Annotated in this window: 9 protein-coding genes; all 9 read right to left on the bottom strand. The window is 44.5% G+C overall.

Annotated elements, in window-relative coordinates:
* Positions 1 to 82 precede the first annotated feature (82 nt).
* Entirely contained in the window at positions 83 to 2,536 is a 2,454-nt protein-coding gene (locus tag AC57BQ_RS01515; protein WP_496404598.1) for a glycoside hydrolase family 2 TIM barrel-domain containing protein, read from the bottom strand.
* 38 nt (positions 2,537 to 2,574) lie between these two features.
* Positions 2,575 to 5,058, bottom strand: coding sequence for a beta-galactosidase GalA (galA, locus tag AC57BQ_RS01510; RefSeq protein WP_496404597.1), 2,484 nt, complete (start codon positions 5,056 to 5,058; stop codon positions 2,575 to 2,577).
* 4 nt (positions 5,059 to 5,062) lie between these two features.
* Positions 5,063 to 7,150, bottom strand: a complete 2,088-nt coding sequence (locus AC57BQ_RS01505; protein ID WP_496404596.1) for an alpha-L-fucosidase — start codon at positions 7,148 to 7,150, stop codon at positions 5,063 to 5,065.
* A gap of 14 nt (positions 7,151 to 7,164) precedes the next feature.
* Positions 7,165 to 9,534 (bottom strand): right-handed parallel beta-helix repeat-containing protein, encoded by a 2,370-nt coding sequence (locus AC57BQ_RS01500; RefSeq protein WP_496404595.1) that lies wholly within the window; start codon positions 9,532 to 9,534, stop codon positions 7,165 to 7,167.
* A 54-nt stretch (positions 9,535 to 9,588) separates the two neighbouring features.
* Positions 9,589 to 11,631, bottom strand: a complete 2,043-nt coding sequence (locus AC57BQ_RS01495; protein ID WP_496404594.1) for a beta-galactosidase — start codon at positions 11,629 to 11,631, stop codon at positions 9,589 to 9,591.
* Positions 11,632 to 11,743: 112 nt separating this feature from the next.
* The gene (locus AC57BQ_RS01490; protein WP_496404593.1) at positions 11,744 to 13,951 is read right to left on the bottom strand and encodes a glycoside hydrolase family 3 C-terminal domain-containing protein; all 2,208 of its coding nucleotides are present in this window, start codon (positions 13,949 to 13,951) and stop codon (positions 11,744 to 11,746) included.
* Between the two features lie 3 nt (positions 13,952 to 13,954).
* Positions 13,955 to 15,514 (bottom strand): GH39 family glycosyl hydrolase, encoded by a 1,560-nt coding sequence (locus AC57BQ_RS01485; RefSeq protein WP_496404592.1) that lies wholly within the window; start codon positions 15,512 to 15,514, stop codon positions 13,955 to 13,957.
* A gap of 23 nt (positions 15,515 to 15,537) precedes the next feature.
* The gene (locus AC57BQ_RS01480; protein ID WP_496404591.1) at positions 15,538 to 17,625 is read right to left on the bottom strand and encodes a beta-galactosidase; all 2,088 of its coding nucleotides are present in this window, start codon (positions 17,623 to 17,625) and stop codon (positions 15,538 to 15,540) included.
* A 210-nt stretch (positions 17,626 to 17,835) separates the two neighbouring features.
* Positions 17,836 to 18,891 carry a glycoside hydrolase family 5 protein gene (locus tag AC57BQ_RS01475; protein ID WP_496404590.1) on the bottom strand — a complete coding sequence of 352 codons (1,056 nt, stop codon included), beginning with the start codon at positions 18,889 to 18,891 and terminating at the stop codon, positions 17,836 to 17,838.
* Positions 18,892 to 18,984 lie beyond the last annotated feature (93 nt).

Below are 18,984 nucleotides of genomic sequence, written 5' to 3'. Positions count from 1 at the left end.
CTACAGTCAGGCAGACGCGTATAGAAGTAACCTTTTGACATTTTTTATCCCTTGCTGCTTGTGCGCCCAATATACGTCTTGTTTACCTGTTTTTTCCGGAAATTGCTTTGATATTTAAAGTAGCCCCTGATAAACCAGCTGAACTAACCATCAATTTAATATCACCAGTACTATGGGTACTTCGAATGACAACCAAAGCACGTCCGTGCCAGGCCTTGTGCGTATTTCCAACATAGGAGTCTGTATCTTTCATATCCGCATTGGCTACCCCAGCAATTACTCCTGGTCCTTCAATTTTAAAAAGCAGGCGGTCCACCGCATTTGGCTGAAGTATATCTTCCTTGTCGGTAAGCTCTACAGTAACATAAGACAAGTCCTCTCCATTAGCCACTATCTCCTTCCGATCAGCAGTTAATTGAATTTTAGCAGCATCGCCGGAAGTTTGCAAAACGGTTGATTCCATCTCTTTATCGTTAACCACACCAACTGCTTTAAGCTGACCAGGCGCATAAGGCACTGCAAATTCAGCCTTATATTCCTGTTCCTCTGTTGTTGGCTTTTCGCCAATGAGCTTGTGATTGAGGTAAAGACGCACCCTGGGATACCTGGAATAAACTTCAACGTTAACGGCTTTTCCTGTGTATTCCGGCCAGGTCCAGCTGTCCCATGTGGGCCATACCGACCACCACGTTGTTTTGATCTCCAAGGGCTCCGGTTCGGGTTCACGAACAGCTATGTAAAGCTTTTCGGTATTATTGTATAACAGGCTCCGATAGTGCGAGATCGGCTTTCTCCACCCGATCAAATCAATATCGCCGCAATAAGCGCCATGCCATGGAAAAAAGTCATGCTCCCAGTGTTCACCGGGCATATCACCCGAATAATACCAACGGCCTATCCCTGATTCTCCGAGATAATCCATAGCTGTCCAAACAAAATCACCGAGGACATAATTATTGTCTTTCACCAGCTTCCAATTGGCAAAAGCATCCTTAGGATACGACTCTGTTTGAAAGATGATTCGTGAAGGCACCCGCTTATGGTCCAACGGCGAACTCCCCAGGTGGTAATTATACCCGGCAATGTCATGCGCCGCAAAAAGAGAATCAAGCGTTGTCCAATTCTTACCATTATCCACAACGGCGGATGTAACGGGCCGTGTGGTGTCTATCTTTTTTATAGCATCTGCAAGCATTTTGGCTGTCTCTACTGCGCCAGGGGTGCCCCGTTCCACTATTTCATTGCCAATACTCCACATAATGATGGAGGGATGGTTACGATCTCGCAAAACCATGGCATCCAGGTCGCGTTTCCACCATTCGTTAAAATACCGGGCATAATCGTATTTGTTTTTCCCGACTTTCCAACAATCAAATGATTCATCAACAACCAACAGGCCTAATCTGTCGCAGGCATTTAAAAAAGCCTCAGAAGGCGGATTGTGAGAGGTTCTCACCGCGTTAAATCCAGCTTCCTTAAGCAGTTCAACTTTACGCTCCTCTGCACGGTCAAAAGCAGCAGCGCCCAGGCAACCATTATCATGGTGTACACAGCCGCCATTAAGCTTTACAGTTTTGCCATTAAGCTGAAATCCATTTTCCGCTGTAAATTTTATGGAACGTATGCCAAAACTTGTCTCCGTTGCATCAACGACATTTTTATTTCGTATGATGTGTATTTGAGCATCGTATAAACGAGGTGTTTCCGGCGTCCATCGCAGCGGATCTGCTACGATTATGGTTTGAGCAATTTCCTGTTCACTATTGGCAGCTAGTTTAACCTTTACTTGATTATTTCCTGCATTTTTAGAATTTGCACCCTTTAACCAGGTGCTAAGAACGATACTTTGCGGCAAACCGGTTTCGTTTTTTATCCGTGTTTTAATTTGAACGGTTGCTTTCTTTGGAGAAACATTAAGGGTTGTGATAGAAACTCCCCAATCGGCTATGTGTACAGCATCGGCAACCATCATCCAAACATGGCGATAGATCCCGGATCCACTGTACCACCGGCTGTTCACCTGCTGCGAATTGTCCACCCGCACCGCTATCACATTTTCATGATCAAAATCCAGGAAAGGCGAAATATCATAACTAAACGACGAATAGCCATAAGGATAAACTCCAAGCGATTTTCCATTAATAAAAACTTCCGAATTCATATAAACCCCTTCAAAATAAATAGATACTTTTTTGTCTTTCCATTCAGCCGGGGTTTTAAAAGTTTTCCGGTACCAGCCAATACCTGCCGGGAAATATCCGCCCGCACCGCCAGTGGGGTTTTTAGGACTTATGTTTCCTTCGATGCTCCAGTCATGAGGCAGGTCAAGGTTTCGCCATCCGGCATCGTTAAAATCCCTTGATTTTGCAGATGCTGTATCTCCCAGAAAAAATTTCCATTGATAATCAAATAATTGTTTTCGTTCTGTTTTACCGTGGTTTTGCGCCTGACATGCGATATGTCCAGTCAAAAACAGCAGGGCTGTAACTATTGCTTTAACATAATATGTGGTGTTGTAAGTTATATGTATCTTCATGATGATCTGTAATTTTTTGGAGAAATAATGTTTTAACTTTATTGGACTTTAATAACAACCTCATCTCCTTTAAGGGTTTCGGAAAAAGCTTTTAACCGGATTTCCCCGGCCTGTTTATTTGATTGAACCAGCACCAAACAATACCCATTGAACGCCATCCGCTGGCTGGCTTTATCCGGTTCATGGCTGCTGGGGTCACCATTACCAGTACCAATAATTCTTCCAGGTCCTTCAATTGAAAACTTTACCAGGTTAGCCGATGTCGGGATCACCCTTCCTTTGGCATCTTTAATTGCCACCCGAATAACGGCCACGTCGGTGCCGTCAGCTTTAAGTTTATTGCAATCGCTGTCCAACATCACCTGAGCCGGAGCCGTTGTTGTTTCAACAATGTCTTTGGTTACCAATTTTCCGTTTTTATACCCTCTGGCCTCCAATTTACCGGGCATATATACCAGGTTCCATATCAGTTTAGTATAGGGAACTGCTTTTTGCCTGCCTATTCTTTTCCTGTTGAGAAATAACTCCACTTCGTCGCAGTTGGTGTAACAATACACCTTTATGCTGTCTCCTTCTTTGCCTGGCCAGTTCCAATGGGGGAAAATATGTACTACAGGTTCGTTTGTCCAGGCCGCTTTATACGCATAGTACCCGTCTTTGGGGAAACCGCATATATCCATAAACCCGAAATGTGATGTAACGCATGGCCATTGGTATGGAGTAGGTTCACCACGGTAATCAAAACCTGTCCAGACAAACAACCCTCCGAGATAGGGATATTTAACAATGTCCGCCCAGTCTTCGCCGGGCAGTGGCCCCCAGTCGGGTTGCCATAACCCAAGGTTTGAAACATAACCTTTTCCCCAGTCGTTCTGATACTCTCCACGAGTTGAAATGAAACTTGTGGCTTCTGTACAAAACTCAACCCGGTTTGGGTATTTTTCATGGTCTTTCACATATGCCAAACCCTTGTCTCCATAGTTATATCCCACAACATCCAGCACATCACTATAGCCGCCTTCGTTCCGTCCGTGATTCATGGCAGCAGTCACAGGTCGGGTTGGATCGATTTTATGAGTAATGTCAACCAGTGTTTTCAGTATCCTCGCTCCCGTTACCGTGCCTTGTATCCATTCTTCATTTTCCATACTCCACATAAATACGCATGGATGGTTACGATCCCTGTATAACATAGCTTTCAAATCCTTTATCCCTTCTTCAGAACTAGACAACATGCGATTTTCGTCCAATACAAGTAAACCCATCCTGTCACACATATCCAACAGTTCGGGAGTGGGAGGATGATGCGAACAACGATAAGCGTTGCTACCCATTTCTTTGAGCAATTTTAATTTGTACTCGTTTATCTTATCGGGGAGGGCTACACCAATCCCGGCAAAATCCTGATGGTTACAAGTACCCTTCACCGGATAAAGTTTTCCGTTTAGAAATACCCCATTTCGGTTTATTTCGATTGTCCTAACCCCAAAAATAGTTTCGTAATTATCAATGACAATCCCGTTTTCAGAAACTTCAGTCAGTACCTTATAAAGGTCCGGGGTTTCGGGTGTCCAAAGCAAAGGCTTTTGAATAGCTCCTTTTTGTGAAAGCTCAGTTGTGCCAAACGGCTCAATTACCTGAGATGAAGTTTTTGTGTCAAGTACAACTCCTTTATTATCGACAATCTTAGAAATGAGTGTAATGTTTTTAACTACGCCGTATTCGTTTTTAATATTGGTTTTTACCGTTACCGCGGCTTCATCAGGCGAAACTAAAGAAGTAGTAACATAGGTGCCAAACCGGTCAACATGGAGTCTGTCGGTTTTATTGAGCCAAACATGCCGGTAAATCCCACACCCTTCGTACCACCAACCTTCATATTCAGTGGCGTCAACCTTTACCAGAATAACATTTTTGCCTTCGTTACCGTAGCGCAAAACATCTGTCAAATCATAATTTGAAGGTGTATAGCCGCTTTGGTGGTTGCCTATGAGCTGACCATTGACCCAAACAGTACTATTTCTAAAAATCCCATCAAACTCTATGGATATCTTTTTACCCTTATCGGTTCCGGGTATTTCAAATTCTTTTCTATAAAAGCCTGTCCCGCCGGGCAAATATCCGCTGACAGCCGGCGAGCTCCCGATGGATTTATCATTAACAAAAGTCCCCTCTACACACCAATCATGCGGAAGATTTACGTCCTTCCAGTCTTCGGGTTTGAATGTAGCCGCTTTACCGACATCAGTATAAGCAATAATGGCTTCTTTATTCGTTTCAACTTTGACATTGATATCTGTTAAACCACCATAACCGGCAGCTTTTACTGCCCGTTTGATAGCGATATCGCCTTTGTGGAACTGCCAGCTGAAATCAAAATTCTCCTTTGTCCTTGCAGACCGTGGATTTGAGTTGTTTTGCGCTGTTACATTCATAGAAAATAAAGCTAAAAACAAGAAGAGCGCAATCTCCAAACGCAATACTCCAGGCACCCGATTTTTAAAGTTTTTATTTGTATCCATAATTTTAGCGCTCGTTGGTGATCACATTTACTTCGGCATACCCTGTATTATCATTCCCCTCTGTATTCTTCAAAGCCCTCAATTTGATATAGCGTGCCTTTTCAAGCGTAAATTTTTTTATTTGCATCAATGGGTTGTTTTTGATATTGGAGAACTCTCCTTCGTTAACCAGTTTCCATTCTTTATTGTCGGGCGAAACATAAAATTGATAATTGGTGATAATGCCAGGCCCCCATAAACCAGGATCGGGTAAATACTTGAATCCAGACAAACTTTCTTCTTTTCCCAGGTCAATCACCAAATCAACCGGCATTTTTTTATCCTTATTTTGATGCCATACTGTAGAAGGATCTCCATCTAAAACCGCGTTAGCCTTTTCATCGTTGATTCCTAAAATTTTCCAATCCTTGCGGGACAGGTCAAATTTCTCCTCTACTTCTGGGCTACTTTTGCCTGTAGCGGCATCGCCGGCAATTACCTTTATGTCCAATTTCCCTTCTGTTTGAAATGGACCGGTATATTTTTTTGAACTCCTGGTGGGTGCACTTCCATCCAATGTATAATAAACTGCTGATTCTTTATCTGCCGGGGTGATGATTATTTTACCGGATTGATCCCTGATAATAATCGGAGCAGTCAAGATCTGCGGTGCGCTATAAACACCGATATTAGAAATAAGAGGACAACTTTTTGAATCGGTAATATTCAACCGGACCTTTGTCGCCCTCACACTCGGAAAAGTAAGAATCCGTTTGTACCCAATCGTCGTTGCATGGGCTACTTCTTTCCAGTTACCATTAACCAGTACTTCAACTGTAAATGCTTTTACCCTTTGCCCTAATTGGATATATTCCTGTGCCAGAAACCGGTTGAACGAAGTAGGCTTACCCAAATCAATCGTCAGGGAAGCGGTTTTTATATTGTCGTTTGTCGCCCAGTAAGTGTCTTTGTTGTTATCAACAGCTTTATCAGCGCCAAATTCTTTACTGCCGCCACGAACATTAGAAGCAGTTACTTTTTTCGTTTTAGCCAGGTCTGCGGCAAACGTTTCTTTAACCGCTTTGCCAAGTTCTGAAGCTGCTTTCTCATCTCTTTCGTTGATCAAACCATTAGGCATGATCGGAAAATTAAGCAGGAAGGTAGCATTGCGACCTATGGAATGGTAGTAAGTGTCCATAAGCTGTGGCAGCGTTTTTACTTTGGTGTCTTCACCCGGATGATAGAACCATTCCGGCCTGATGGAGGTATTTACTTCAGCAGGAACCCATGTGTTACCGCTTTCCAAACCATAATGTAACATGTTCCAGGTTACCTCGCCTGTAGCGTTGAGCAGGCTCCAATTGGTTTCACCTACATAACCGGCTTCCGTTCCTACCCAGCGAAGATCACCCCTGTCGCCGCCATCATTCCAGATTACACAATTTGGCTGCAGTTTATGGATAAGCGCATAAGTATTCTTCCAGTCGTAGTAAGTGGTCCGGTCGATGGTGCGGGTTTCGTTAGCACCACCATAATAACCCGACCCGCCATTGGCACCATCGAACCATACCTCGAAAATGGGCCCATAATTAGTCAGCAGTTCCCTGAGCTGGTTCCTGAAATAGGTGATATATTCCGGTTTGCCATAATCCGGGTTATTCCTGTCCCAGGGAGATAAATAAATACCCAATTTCAAACCATATTCTTTGCAGGCCTCAGCCATTTCCCGTACCACATCCCCTTTGCCATTTTTCCAGGGCGAATTTTTAACAGAATACGCCGTATATTTTGATGGCCAAAGGCAAAAACCACAGTGATGCTTGGCGGTAATGATGATTCCTTTCATACCCGCTTCTTTGCAGGTCCGTGCCCATTGCCGGCAGTCCAGATCTTTTGGGTTAAACAAATCCACATCTTCGTTACCAAATCCCCAGGATTGATCAGTGTAGGTATTCAATGAAAAATGCACAAATGCATAGGATTCCATTTGTTGCACACGCAGTTGATTACTGGTTGGGATCGGGCCAAATGGTTTTGGAGCGCTGATTTGAGCATTGCAAAACACTACTGGGCATAAAGAAAAAATGATTCCCAGGAAAAAATTTCTATTCATAAAATTCATATTTATTACATCTTTACTTCAATCTTTTGCTTCAATTGGTGTTGGTTGCGAAAGATCACTATTTCAGTATTTTTTCCGGTAACCGTGCCCCGGGCTTCCAGCAGCTCTTTAAGATTGTTAATCTGCCTGCGATTAAAAGTGATTATGACATCATTGGCCTGAAGGAATTCCGATGCAGCCGATCCATGAGTAACAGAGAGTACCAGCACACCTCTGATCTGATCCATGCCGGTTGCAGATTGCTCGCCGGCTGTGCTCAGGTTTTTTATCCTGGCACCCATAAAATCTATGATGTCGTCTTTGTTTAAATTATTAGTAACTGAGATTGCCGGGGAAAATGGCTTTTTGGCAATGGCCCTCAGCCGCGTGGAAACAACGCCGAAGTTATCCATCGTGAAATTCTTGAAGCCAACTGACAATGCCCTAGCGCCAATTTTTATTCTAAAATCTCCCTTTTCAGGATTTTCAAAGGTCAGGGGGCCGTAGACTGAATGCCCATCCGTTCCGCGGGACTTTGCTTCAGCCAGTGAAACGGAATCAGGAAAAGCGTTATAATCAACTTCCTTTCCCCAGGCGGAAATACCGATAGGCAAGTATCCTGCTCCAACAATATTATGGCGAAACACGTCGCCGCTGTTTTTAAACCATACATGAGGGTGAAAAGTATTATTAACCATAATATTGTTTTCAACAACGCGGTTTACTCCCTCCCGCAGTTTGATTCCTCCGTTTAAGCACAGGTTATTGGTAATAATATAGTTACTGGATCCATCGTCCAGGTCAATATCCCAACCATGGTCGCAGCGGAACCGGTTGTTACGAAGCACAATGGGCTTTACAACATCAAGGAGGGCCAGCGTCGGGTTTTCGGCAATCACTGAATCAAGCTTCTTCTTATCCGCCTGCCAATAACGGTCACGGCCCCAGGAATTAAAAGACCCATGATCTCCGGTTTCCTTTACGGTATTGAACACGTCATTATATTCAATGATATGCCCTCCCCAGGTTCCTTCATTTACATTTATACCAGAACGGGGCACATCGTAAATGGTATTGTGGCTAACCGTGATATCCTCAGACATAGATAGCTGCACCCCGGCTGATTGCTTTTCTACATAACCCAGGTTAAACATCAGGTTATCATAAACCTTACAGTCTTTTGGGTAATTGTTTGTTTTTGGGCCGGGTGTAAGATCAATTTCCGATGGTGGTATATATTGATAGTATTCAAAACTGGGCGAACGTACGGCACTCGGGTCGCCGACAAAACAAATGCCGCTTGCGCCAATTTCGGAAATCTGGCACCCGGACACTTCGCAGTCCCGATTGAACTTATTAAAAAAAACAGCGTTGCCACCCAGATTATGCAGAAGGCTGTTTTCGAGGCGGCAATGTATGGCGCCTTCGAACAATACTGCCCCACCCCTGTAAATCGTCCAGTCGCTGCGTAGCAAGGGCTCTTTATTTTCCATATAGGTGCGTACCGTCTCTGTTAATGTAAGCCCGGAGATGATAATATTTTTAACAGGCTTTTCCTCTGTGCCTTTGAATTCAAATAAGTGGGCAATCTGTGGTGTTTCAAATCTTGCAGTCTTCAAATCAAGACCGGCAGGCGGAAAATAATATAGAATTTTCGTTTTCTTATCGTAATACCATTCGTTTACGGTATCCAATTCTTCAAAAACATTCTCTGTATAACGATATTTTTCATGCATACCCGAACGCCGGTTATTTTGCCAGCCTCCTTCCAGCATAGGTTGACCACTACTGTCTTTTCCTGTAATGATATAATGAAAATCGCCCCATTTAGCACTGTGCAAGGCATGTACGTATCCACCCGCGGGCGACTTCCATCTTGCAGCCCGTTCTTTGCTGATGGCATCGGCTGCTGTACCACTAAGAATCTGCACCAACGGGTCATAGTTCGGGTAACGGGCCATGTGCTGTAATTTTCCGTCCACCAGCAACTCATCAAAAACAAGGTCAGGACCAAGCTTAGCCTGCCAGATGCCATTTTTATATGCTGTCCAGTTCAAACCGCCCAATATGGCGCCACCGCTTATGATCACCTTCTGATGGTCAACACTCGTCAAAGTCAGTGGTTCATTATCCTTCCTAGAGTCGGCATAGGTAAACACGACAGGCTTACTCAAATAATAGGTACCTCCGCAGAGCCTGATGAAAACAGCTCCCGAAATTTTCCGTGCCCTGGACAATGCACCACTTATAGAAGCCAATGGCTTGCTTTGCGTACCTGGATTACCATCATTGCCCTTGACAGAAACATATAAATTTGTTTGCGCATTACCATCAGCCGGCCATAAGAAGGCAATAAACAATATTGACGATATAATTAGGGTCTGAATTTTCTGCATTTAATGGTATTTAAGAATGGTCACTTTCAATTATTTCATGAATAAAAAATCAATCTATTTTACTTCTATAAACTCCGGCTCATAAGGTGCAATAGTAAAATTGCCGGTGTAACTTTTGTCCAAAAGAATACTCTGCGATTTCCCATTCATCGGTATTTCCTTTGGTTCTCCCGTTAGGTTCAGGTATAAAAAGTGGTTCCTGTCGATTTGTCTGGCTATAACGCCCACCGGTACCTGTGGCCCTTTTTTCATATCCAGTTCATCAATCAGTTTATCGAGCAATGGGCTCAGTACATCGGCGCTTGCCGGCAAACCGACATAAATTGCCCTGCCTTTACCGTATTTGTTAGCGGTAATAATCGGGTAATCTTTATCAAGGCTGGTTACATTTCCAAGAATTTCAGCGCCTTTAGGTTGGATAACATCATATCGGCTTGATTCAGTTCCAATAGTTTTCCCTTGATAAATTAATTGAATTTTTTTGCCTCTCAACGACGTACGGGATACTTCGTTCATCTGCTCTGTTTCTTCATAACCGGCTACCCGTATTCCGAATACATCGCTTAAACGTCCTGGATGGGTGGACGCAAATACTTTTCCGGTTTCGTCAACCACAGCGGAGTTACTGGTCATAACAACAGTTCCGCCATTTTTTACAAAATCCCGGATTTTATTGGCAGTGGTTTCATCCATTACAGTTACACCGGGTACAAAAAGCAATTTATATTTTAATGGGCTTTTACTGATCTCAACAACATTGGCATCCATATTACGGGTATAAAACAGATTCCAGCAGCTCTGTAACTGTTGGTCCTGCGCCTCGGGGAAAGAACTGCTGGCTATCTGACTTGGAAACGAGAATGCTAAGCCAACTTCCGGGCAGGGCTTGTATGGAAAATATTTTTCAATCTTTTTAAACTCCGCAGCTATCTTCTTGTATTCATCATATTTGCGGTTGGGCATGCCGTCCCAATCAAGCATGCCTTCCAGGTATTGTTCTTCTCCTGCCCACATACTTTGCCAGGTCCAGCCGCAAACCATTTGATTACCATACATCAGTGTGGCATAGGCCGATTTTCTAATCGAATTGGGAACTGCCGTCATCGTAGTAAACTCACTGCACCAGAACGGGGTTGCACTTTCAAACTGAATACGGGCAATTCCGAACAAGGCATTCATCACCCCCCAATTGGTAGTTAAAGAATTACCAGGATAAAAGCCGGCGCCTTCCCGGGACATCTTGCCTGAATAAGCCATCTCTGAATAGTCAAAATATTTCAACGAGCTGTAGTACCAGGCATTGGTATTAGTTAGGGCATTGGGTGCGTTAGTATTAACCACTCCAATCACTTTAAAGAGTAACTGGTTAACTTCGTCAGAAATAAAACGCCTGAAATCCAATATTTTCTCGTGGGCGCCGTTCTTTTCACCTGTCACGGGCAGTCCAACTTCATCAAATTGAGTAATTCGTCTGGACCAACGTTGTGTAGCCCAGGCTTTGTTAAAATTATCCAGGTTTGAATACTTATTCATCAGCCAAACAACGAACCTTTTTCTCACCGTTTCTGAGTATGAAATAGGGCCATCACCAGATTCATTATCAATACCAAAAGCCAGCAGAGCGGGATGTTTGGCATAATGTTTTGTAAGCGTATCCGCATAGCGGATGGCATATTTCTGATACATCGGATCACCTACATCATCCATATAGCGATGGTTCGGATATTGCGACACACCACTGGGACTGGTCACATCAATGAAGGGGTACTTATGGTGCAACCAAATAGGTGCCGGGCGAACAGCGATATCCAAAATCACCTTGATCCCCGCTTTATTCATCATGTCCATCACAAAATCAAACCATTGAAAATCGAATTGACCTTCAGCAGGTTCATAACTGTCCCAGGCCAGATGGCCCATCCGAACCACCTTAAATCCGGCAGCCTTCATCAACCCGATGTCTCTTTTTATTTTTTCCTGGTCTTTATCATCGTGGGGATGATAATTGGTTCCGACGTATAATGTTTGTGCTTTGACCGACAAGACGGTAAGCAAGAGTGTTGAAAATATAATCAGCTTTTTTATTCTTATTTTCATAATTGAAAGTCATTCTATCCATCCTCATATTGCGGAGGACTTGTATTCTCCGGTTCACCGATCCTCCATCAACCGTTGTTCCCTTTATTACACCATGATTGTTCAGGTGAGTTTATTTGACTAAAACTTTTACTGTTTTTGAAATATTGCGTGAGGAATTACCTAATTGCAGCACGGATTCGCCGGCTTCCACTTTCCATGATTTTTTCGTTTCATCATAAAAAGCCAGATCCCTGATCTTTACCTGCAGTTCAACTGTCTTCATTTCGCCTGGCTGCAGAAAAACTTTTTGAAAAGCTTTTAATTCTTTTTCAGGGCGCAAAACCGAACTGACGGGATCGCTTGCATACAATTGCACAACCTCGGCGCCATAACGGCCACCCGTATTTTTAATCACGAATTTTACATGAATGGTATCGTCCTGCCCATAGCTTTTCTTGTCCGTCGAAAAACTGTTAAGTGTAAAACCGGTATAAGAGAGTCCGTATCCAAAAGGAAACTGGGGCTGGATTTTTTTGGTATCAAACCAGCGGTAACCCACCAAAACATCTTCCTCGTAATTTACTTTCAGGTCTCTTCCAGGATAATTGCCCAGCGCATGGGCTGGCGACTGATCTAGTGTCACCGGTATGGTAAAAGGTAATTTACCGGATGGATTTACCTTGCCGCTTAATACATCAGCCACCGCGTTGCCGGCCTCCATACCGCCATACCACGACCATAGAATAGCAGGCACCCGGTTAACAATGCCCGCTAATTTTACAGGAGAACCGGCTACCATGACGACAACAGTGTTCGGATTTGCTTTGGCCACTTCCTGGATCAAAACTTCCTGTCCATAAGGCAGGTTCATATTTTGGCGATCAAAAGATTCCGTATCAAAATCGTGGTTTAAACCGCCAAAAATGATCACCACCTCTGATTCCCTGGCAACCTTTACAGCCTCCTGAATCAATTTCCAATCCACATGGTCTGAATTTGCCTGCCCCCTGTTACTGCCTTCTTTGAAAGTGGATTGTTTTTCATATCCCTGAGCAAAGTTTATTTTCACGTTGGCGCCGAACTTTTGCTCAATAGCCTGCAAGGGTGTTATTTCATATAGTGCTTTTATTTCGGAACTAAGCCCCCCTGCGCAATGTTTACGGGTAGCATTATCACCAATAACAGCAACCGATTTTATTTTATTGAAATTGATAGGCAGCAGGTTGCCCTTATTTTGAAGCAATACCGCGGCTTCGGCCGCTGAATTGTACGCTGCCTTTTGATGCTCCGGTGTATTCATTTTTCCCTTTTCCCGGTTACCTTCATCAAACATCTTTGTCTTGAGCATGACACGCAGCACATTCGCTACTTTTTCATCAACTACCGATACCGGCACTTTTCTTTCTTCTACCGCTTCTATTAGGGGATCGGCAAAATACCATTCGTTGTAATCTTTTTTATCGGTGCCCATTTCCAGATCAAGCCCACTTAATGCAGCCTTCACAGTCGTATGCGCCGCAGCCCAGTCGGTCATTAAGACGCCTTTAAATCCAAATTCCTTCCGAAGAATTTGCCTGTCGAGGTATTCGTTTTCCGAGCACCAGTCGCCCCTGAATTTATTGTAAGCAGCCATTACCGTATAAGCCCCGCCCTCAGTGATCGCAGCTTTGAAGCCGGGCAAATAAATTTCACGCAAAGCCCTTTCACTCATTTGCACATCAATAGAATCACGGTGTGTTTCCTGGTTGTTGGCTAACCAATGCTTGACGCTCACTGCCACATCCTTTGACTGCAGAGCCTTGATATAAGCAACGGTCATCTTTGAAATCAGCAAAGGATCTTCACTCAAGTATTCGAAGTTTCGGCCACAAAGCGGCGAACGGATAATGTTGATACCAGGCCCCAGTAAAACATCTTTTTTTCGAAACCGGGCCTCCTCACCCAACACCAGTCCCTGTTTAAAGGCCAGTTCAGGATTCCAGGTGGCGGCCAGGGCCGTTCCGGGAGGAAAACAGGTGGCAGAATCGGTGGTCAAGCCCGAATAAGCCCAGTCGTCCCTGTTAATTTCGGCCCGCACCCCATGCGGCCCGTCGCTCAGTGCCCATTCCGGGATACCTAAGCGCTTTATCCCGGATACATAAAACTTGGAATTCGCGTGCAGCAGGCTGACCTTTTCCCGCAAAGACATCTGGCTGACCAGGGAATGGATTTTTTCTTTTTGTTCGTTATCATTCAGTATATGCTGTGCATCGGCCACGCCTGCCATCAGCAGGAAAAAAAACAGCACACAGCCGCACATTTTCTTTATTCTTTTCAATTTCGGTATGGATATATTCATAGGTTAAGATTTTTTAATCAGGTTTATCAGGACAACATCATTTTCCCGGATATTAAATTCGCGGGAGTACACAGCATTGGGCTTTACTTCAATCTCCTGTTTGGCGACAGGCGAGCCATTTTCTACTTTTAACTTTTCGACTTGCTGCCTGTTTAACTGGCCCGGCCTGCCCATATCCAGATAGCTGGTATAGGCATCGTTTACCCGATAACCTACTTTATAAATTTCCAGGGTATATTTTCCGGCAGGTACGTGCGAAAGGTTTAGTTTCACCCTCCCTTTTGATTTGGCGGGCAAATCCCTGATATAATAGGATTGATTATTGACAGAATCCGGTAAAGTATAAGTATAGTCCCACAATAATGTCTGGATATCCCCTTTATCATTTTTGCAAACCCATGAACGGGTGTCGGTACTGGCCAATTCAGTGCTTCCAAGCTTATTCATAAGTTGATAAGCATAAAAAGCAGGCTTGTTGATGCCTTGAATGTTGAGTAAACCAAAACCTCCATGAAAAGGTGTAAACCGCGGGCCGGGTTCTTCAAAGACGTCGGTAAAAACCCAATACGACATGGAGTTGGCCGTATTGCCAACTTGTTTTAGTTTTTCCAAAATATAGGCTGCCTCGTGGTAACTGTCATGCACAGGGTCTGCGGGTGTATAGGATGAGCTCCATTCCGTATAATGCAGTTCCAGACCGGGTATCGCGGATTGCGCAATTTGTTTACGGGAATTTAATACATCGCCACTTACGGCCAATGAATCTTTACTTAGTACCGTGCCCGAATTACCATACTCATCCAGAAAGCCTTGTTTTACGCCATAAGAATGTGTGCTGATGAAGTCGATGGGAACGTTATTCTTGCTGCAATGGCTGATCATCTCGGGAACCCATGCCGCACCCGCAGTGCCCGGCCCGCCTACCTTGTATTGAGGATTTACCCCTTTAACCGCCTTGACAGAATAATCGTAGAGTTTGAAATAATCCGCCTGCGTTCCAGTCCAGAAACCGGGGGATAAATTAGGCTCATTCCATACCTCAAAATACCAGGTCTTTACCTCCTCTGCACCATACCGTTCTGTAAAATGCTGAACAAGGTTGCTGATAAGCGCCTCCCATTTATTATAATCTTTGGGCGGGGTAACATTACCCCGCCACCAGAAGATTGTCTGGCTTCCACTTGCCAGGGCATTGGGCATAAAACCCAGCTCCACAAAAGGTTTCATACCAATTTTATGCAGAAAATCAAACAGCGCGTCTACATACATATAATTATATTGAGGATTTCCTTTTGCGTCCTCGGTATACACCGCCATATCGTCAGTGAGCAATCCATGCATCCGGATATATTTAAAACCGCATTGCTTTCTTACATATTCCAGTTGCTGCTGCCAATCGGCACGCAACCCTTCATTTGCCCTGCCCGCACCTACACAGGCGTTAAACATGGTATTAAGCTTACCCGAGCTTTTGTTAAAATCCACATTGATCGCCCTTTGGCCATTGACATTTGCCAAAAAAACGAATTGCAAAAGCACCAATGCCCCAATTATTTTTTTCATTTGTTTATTTATTCTTAGTAAAATTATTCTGTCCACACGAGCACACCCGATGGTTTAAGTATCTTCTCCCCTATTAAAACTTTCGCATTATCTGGCAGCTTTATCGTGTAATTATCTGATGAATAGTTTAATGCCGTATAGAAACCATCGCGCCAATACACAAAGACCCCGGGTGGGTAGTCCTCCGTTGCGGCGCCGGCATCCTGATAAAGCTGCCTCAATACATCCTTTTCTAATTTGGAATCATCGGTATCTACACCGATGTAGGTGATATCGCCTTTGCCGATCCGGTGTTTTACAACAGCAGCTTTTCCTTTATAGAACTGATTATCATAAGTGCCCAGCACTTCCGTAGTATTATCCGGCATCAGTAAATCCGCCCAGCTATGCCATGGATAATGCTTCGCATTCATCAGTATATCGCCTTTACCATACGACGAAAGCATATCTGTCTGGCTAATATGGGCACCGATCAGGTTTGAAATGGGCATGGCGGTCTCTCCCTCCCAAAAATGGCCCCTGCGATCTTTGGTAGCGGTACGGCAGGTAATGATCAGATGGCCGCCCTTTGCAACATAGTCATGCCATTTTTTTACCAGTGCAGAGTCAACCATTTCATAGGCCGGAACGATGACGAATTTATACTTCGACAAATCTGCCGTTTCCTGAATGACGTCTATAGGCGCTCCCAACGACTTTGCCGTTTTAAGGAATTTTACCGGATAATCCCATGTATTCCATTGCCCTGTCTGTTTTTGCCTGTCAATGCTCCAGTAATTTTCCACATTCCAGAGCAATGCGGTCGACCTCGCGGCCAGCTTTTCCGGCATCTTTTTGCCGGATATAAATTGTCTCCGCAGTTCTGTTATCTCTTTCATGAACTGCATGTAGTCTTTACCGCCCTGCGAAGGCGTCACGCCATCAGTTTGTATCACACCGGCATGATATTGTTCTGCGCCATACAAGATTTGACGAAAGCGGTAGGAACAAGCGATCTTTCCCCCAGCCGCGAAACTATGATACAACCATAGGCGAACGGTAGCCGGTAAAAGCAGCGGGGTATAGCTTCCCCAATTCACGGGGCCCGGCTGGATCTCCATAACCCCTGACACACCGCCCACAGATTTGTAATATTCCGCCGCAAAAAGGACAACATCGCTGTTGCCTAAACGGAAGCCTGATTCACCAATATTATCACTCCCCCCGTTTGGATACGCCGTGTAGGCTGCAAAATCCAGTTTTTGGGTACGATTAGGATCCGAACCCGTACAAACTGCCGTATAGTTGGTTGTAACAAATTGCGCCTTTGAAATGTTACTGCGTAAAATGCCCGCCTGAAAATCCAGGAATCCGGCTTGTGCATCCGCTGTATACCTTTTAAAATCCAGCAGCGCATGAGGGTTATTACCCCACCAACCAACGAGGTTCGTATTCGGTATGATTACCTGATCGAAGCTATTAAACCACTGGCTCCAGAAAGCCGCTCCCCAGGCCGTATTTAATCCATCAATGGTTTTGTATTTATTCTTCAGCCAGGTTCTGAATGCTTCCTGTGACGAGGGACTATAATCGGACAAGGCACCCGGTTCATTATCTATTTGCCAGCCGATCACATTGCTGTTCTGACCATATCGTTTGGCCATTTCCGCTACGATTTTTTTGACATAGTCGCAAAACTTCGGATTAACAATGGACTCCAAGCCCCGCGTACCATTCTCCGCACGGATATAATGACCGTCCATAACAAAGGTCTCCGGGTAGTTCAACCGCATCCAGGTTGGGGTGGTTGCCGAAGGTGTACACAGCAATACTTTGAGATGGTATTTGCTGCAAAGGTTCAGCACCCTGTCCAGCCAGGTAAAATCAAACTGTCCTTCCTCGGGTTCCATTTTGAACCAGGCAAATTCGGCCAGGTGGACAAACTCAAAACCCATCTCTGATATCTTTTTGATGTCACGTTCCCATTGGTTTTCACTCCAATGTTCCGGATAATAATAGATACCGGTAGTCACCAGATCCTTTTCCGGGAAAAACCGTTTGACTTCCTGCGCTCTTAACGCAGCGGAAGGAATTAAAAGACTTACTATAAATAAGATTATAAATTTTCTCATCTGAGGCTGTTCGTTTTTTCTATAGTAGTTGTAGCTCGTTTCATGTTCATTTTTCATTCAGCATGATCAATAATGTCATCCCTATAAACTTGGGAAAACTTCGCAATTCTGCTATCCGTAATGCTGCCGCTATCATGTTTTAATCCATGATAGCGGCAGCGTTGTGTGTCATAGGTATTGAAAATAATTTGTAAATCCTCTGTTCATATTTTAGTTGGCACCCGCGTTGAGGGATCTGATCGTACGCTGATCTTTTATTGTATAATTTCGCCTGTCCAAAGCGCCGCCTGTGTCCCAGAAAAAAGGCAATATCCCATTGGCTTTCGCGTGTTTGGTAATATAAGTTAGCCAATAGTCCACCGCGTCATTATGCGTTGCCGGATCCAAAGGCGTATGTTTGCCGTTGTCGCGCCGGTAAGCACCATACTCGCCCAACAGGACAGGAATTCCCTTGTCGGCGAATTTCGTCTTCATCTTACCGAACGAGGCATCTACGTCACGCTCTTCACCCCAGGTGGCATTGCGGTCCGGTTCTCTTGCAGAGTGATGACCAGCTCCCCAGTAATAGAATATTTTGCCCCAGTTAGCATCGCCTTCCATCAGGCAAAATTGATAGGGCGTGTAAAAATGTACCTCCACCATCATCCGTGCCGCCACCTGGTCCTCGGGAAGCGTAGTCATCAGGTCATTGGTTTTGTCGATATCTGTGGAAGGGCCCTGAATGACCAGCACCCTGTAACTGTTCCTGCCGCCGGTAGATCGCACCGCATTGATAAAGGTCTGGTGATAGGTATTAAGTATGGCCATTTTTTCCGCATTGTCTGCAGGCGGCTCGTTTGCGCCGGCAAACATCAGGTGTTCATCAAAATCGCGCATCGTTGTGGCGATTTGCTCCCACAATGCCTTTTGCCGGGCATTGACAGAATCCTGCATAGCTGTATTAATGTTGCCATCTAACCAGCCGCCATCCCAGTGAATGTTGAGCAGGACGTACATATCATTTTTCACGCAATACCCAACCACTTCTTTTACCCTTTTGAGCCAGTTGGGGTCTATTTGTTCAGTCGCCTGGTTACTTAAGTGCTTCCAGTTCCAGGCGCATGGGATGCGGATGGCATTAAATCCCTGCTGTTTTACGAATTTTATATAATCTTCCGTAATAACAGGGCTACCCCACGCTGTTTCGCCGCCCGGGGCTTCAAAAGTATTGCCGATGTTCCACCCTAACCTGATTTTAGCGGCGAGCTGAACAGCATTACTACTCATTCCGGTTGAGTCAGGGGCCTTTGGCGAGGTATTATAAGAAGGATAAATGACAGTATTGTTATTATCAGCCCTTTTGACTGAAAAAAAAGATAT

The organism is Mucilaginibacter sp. BGA-UO-ETr-C110, from assembly GCF_059567985.1.
This window is presented reverse-complemented; position numbering and strand designations above follow the sequence as displayed.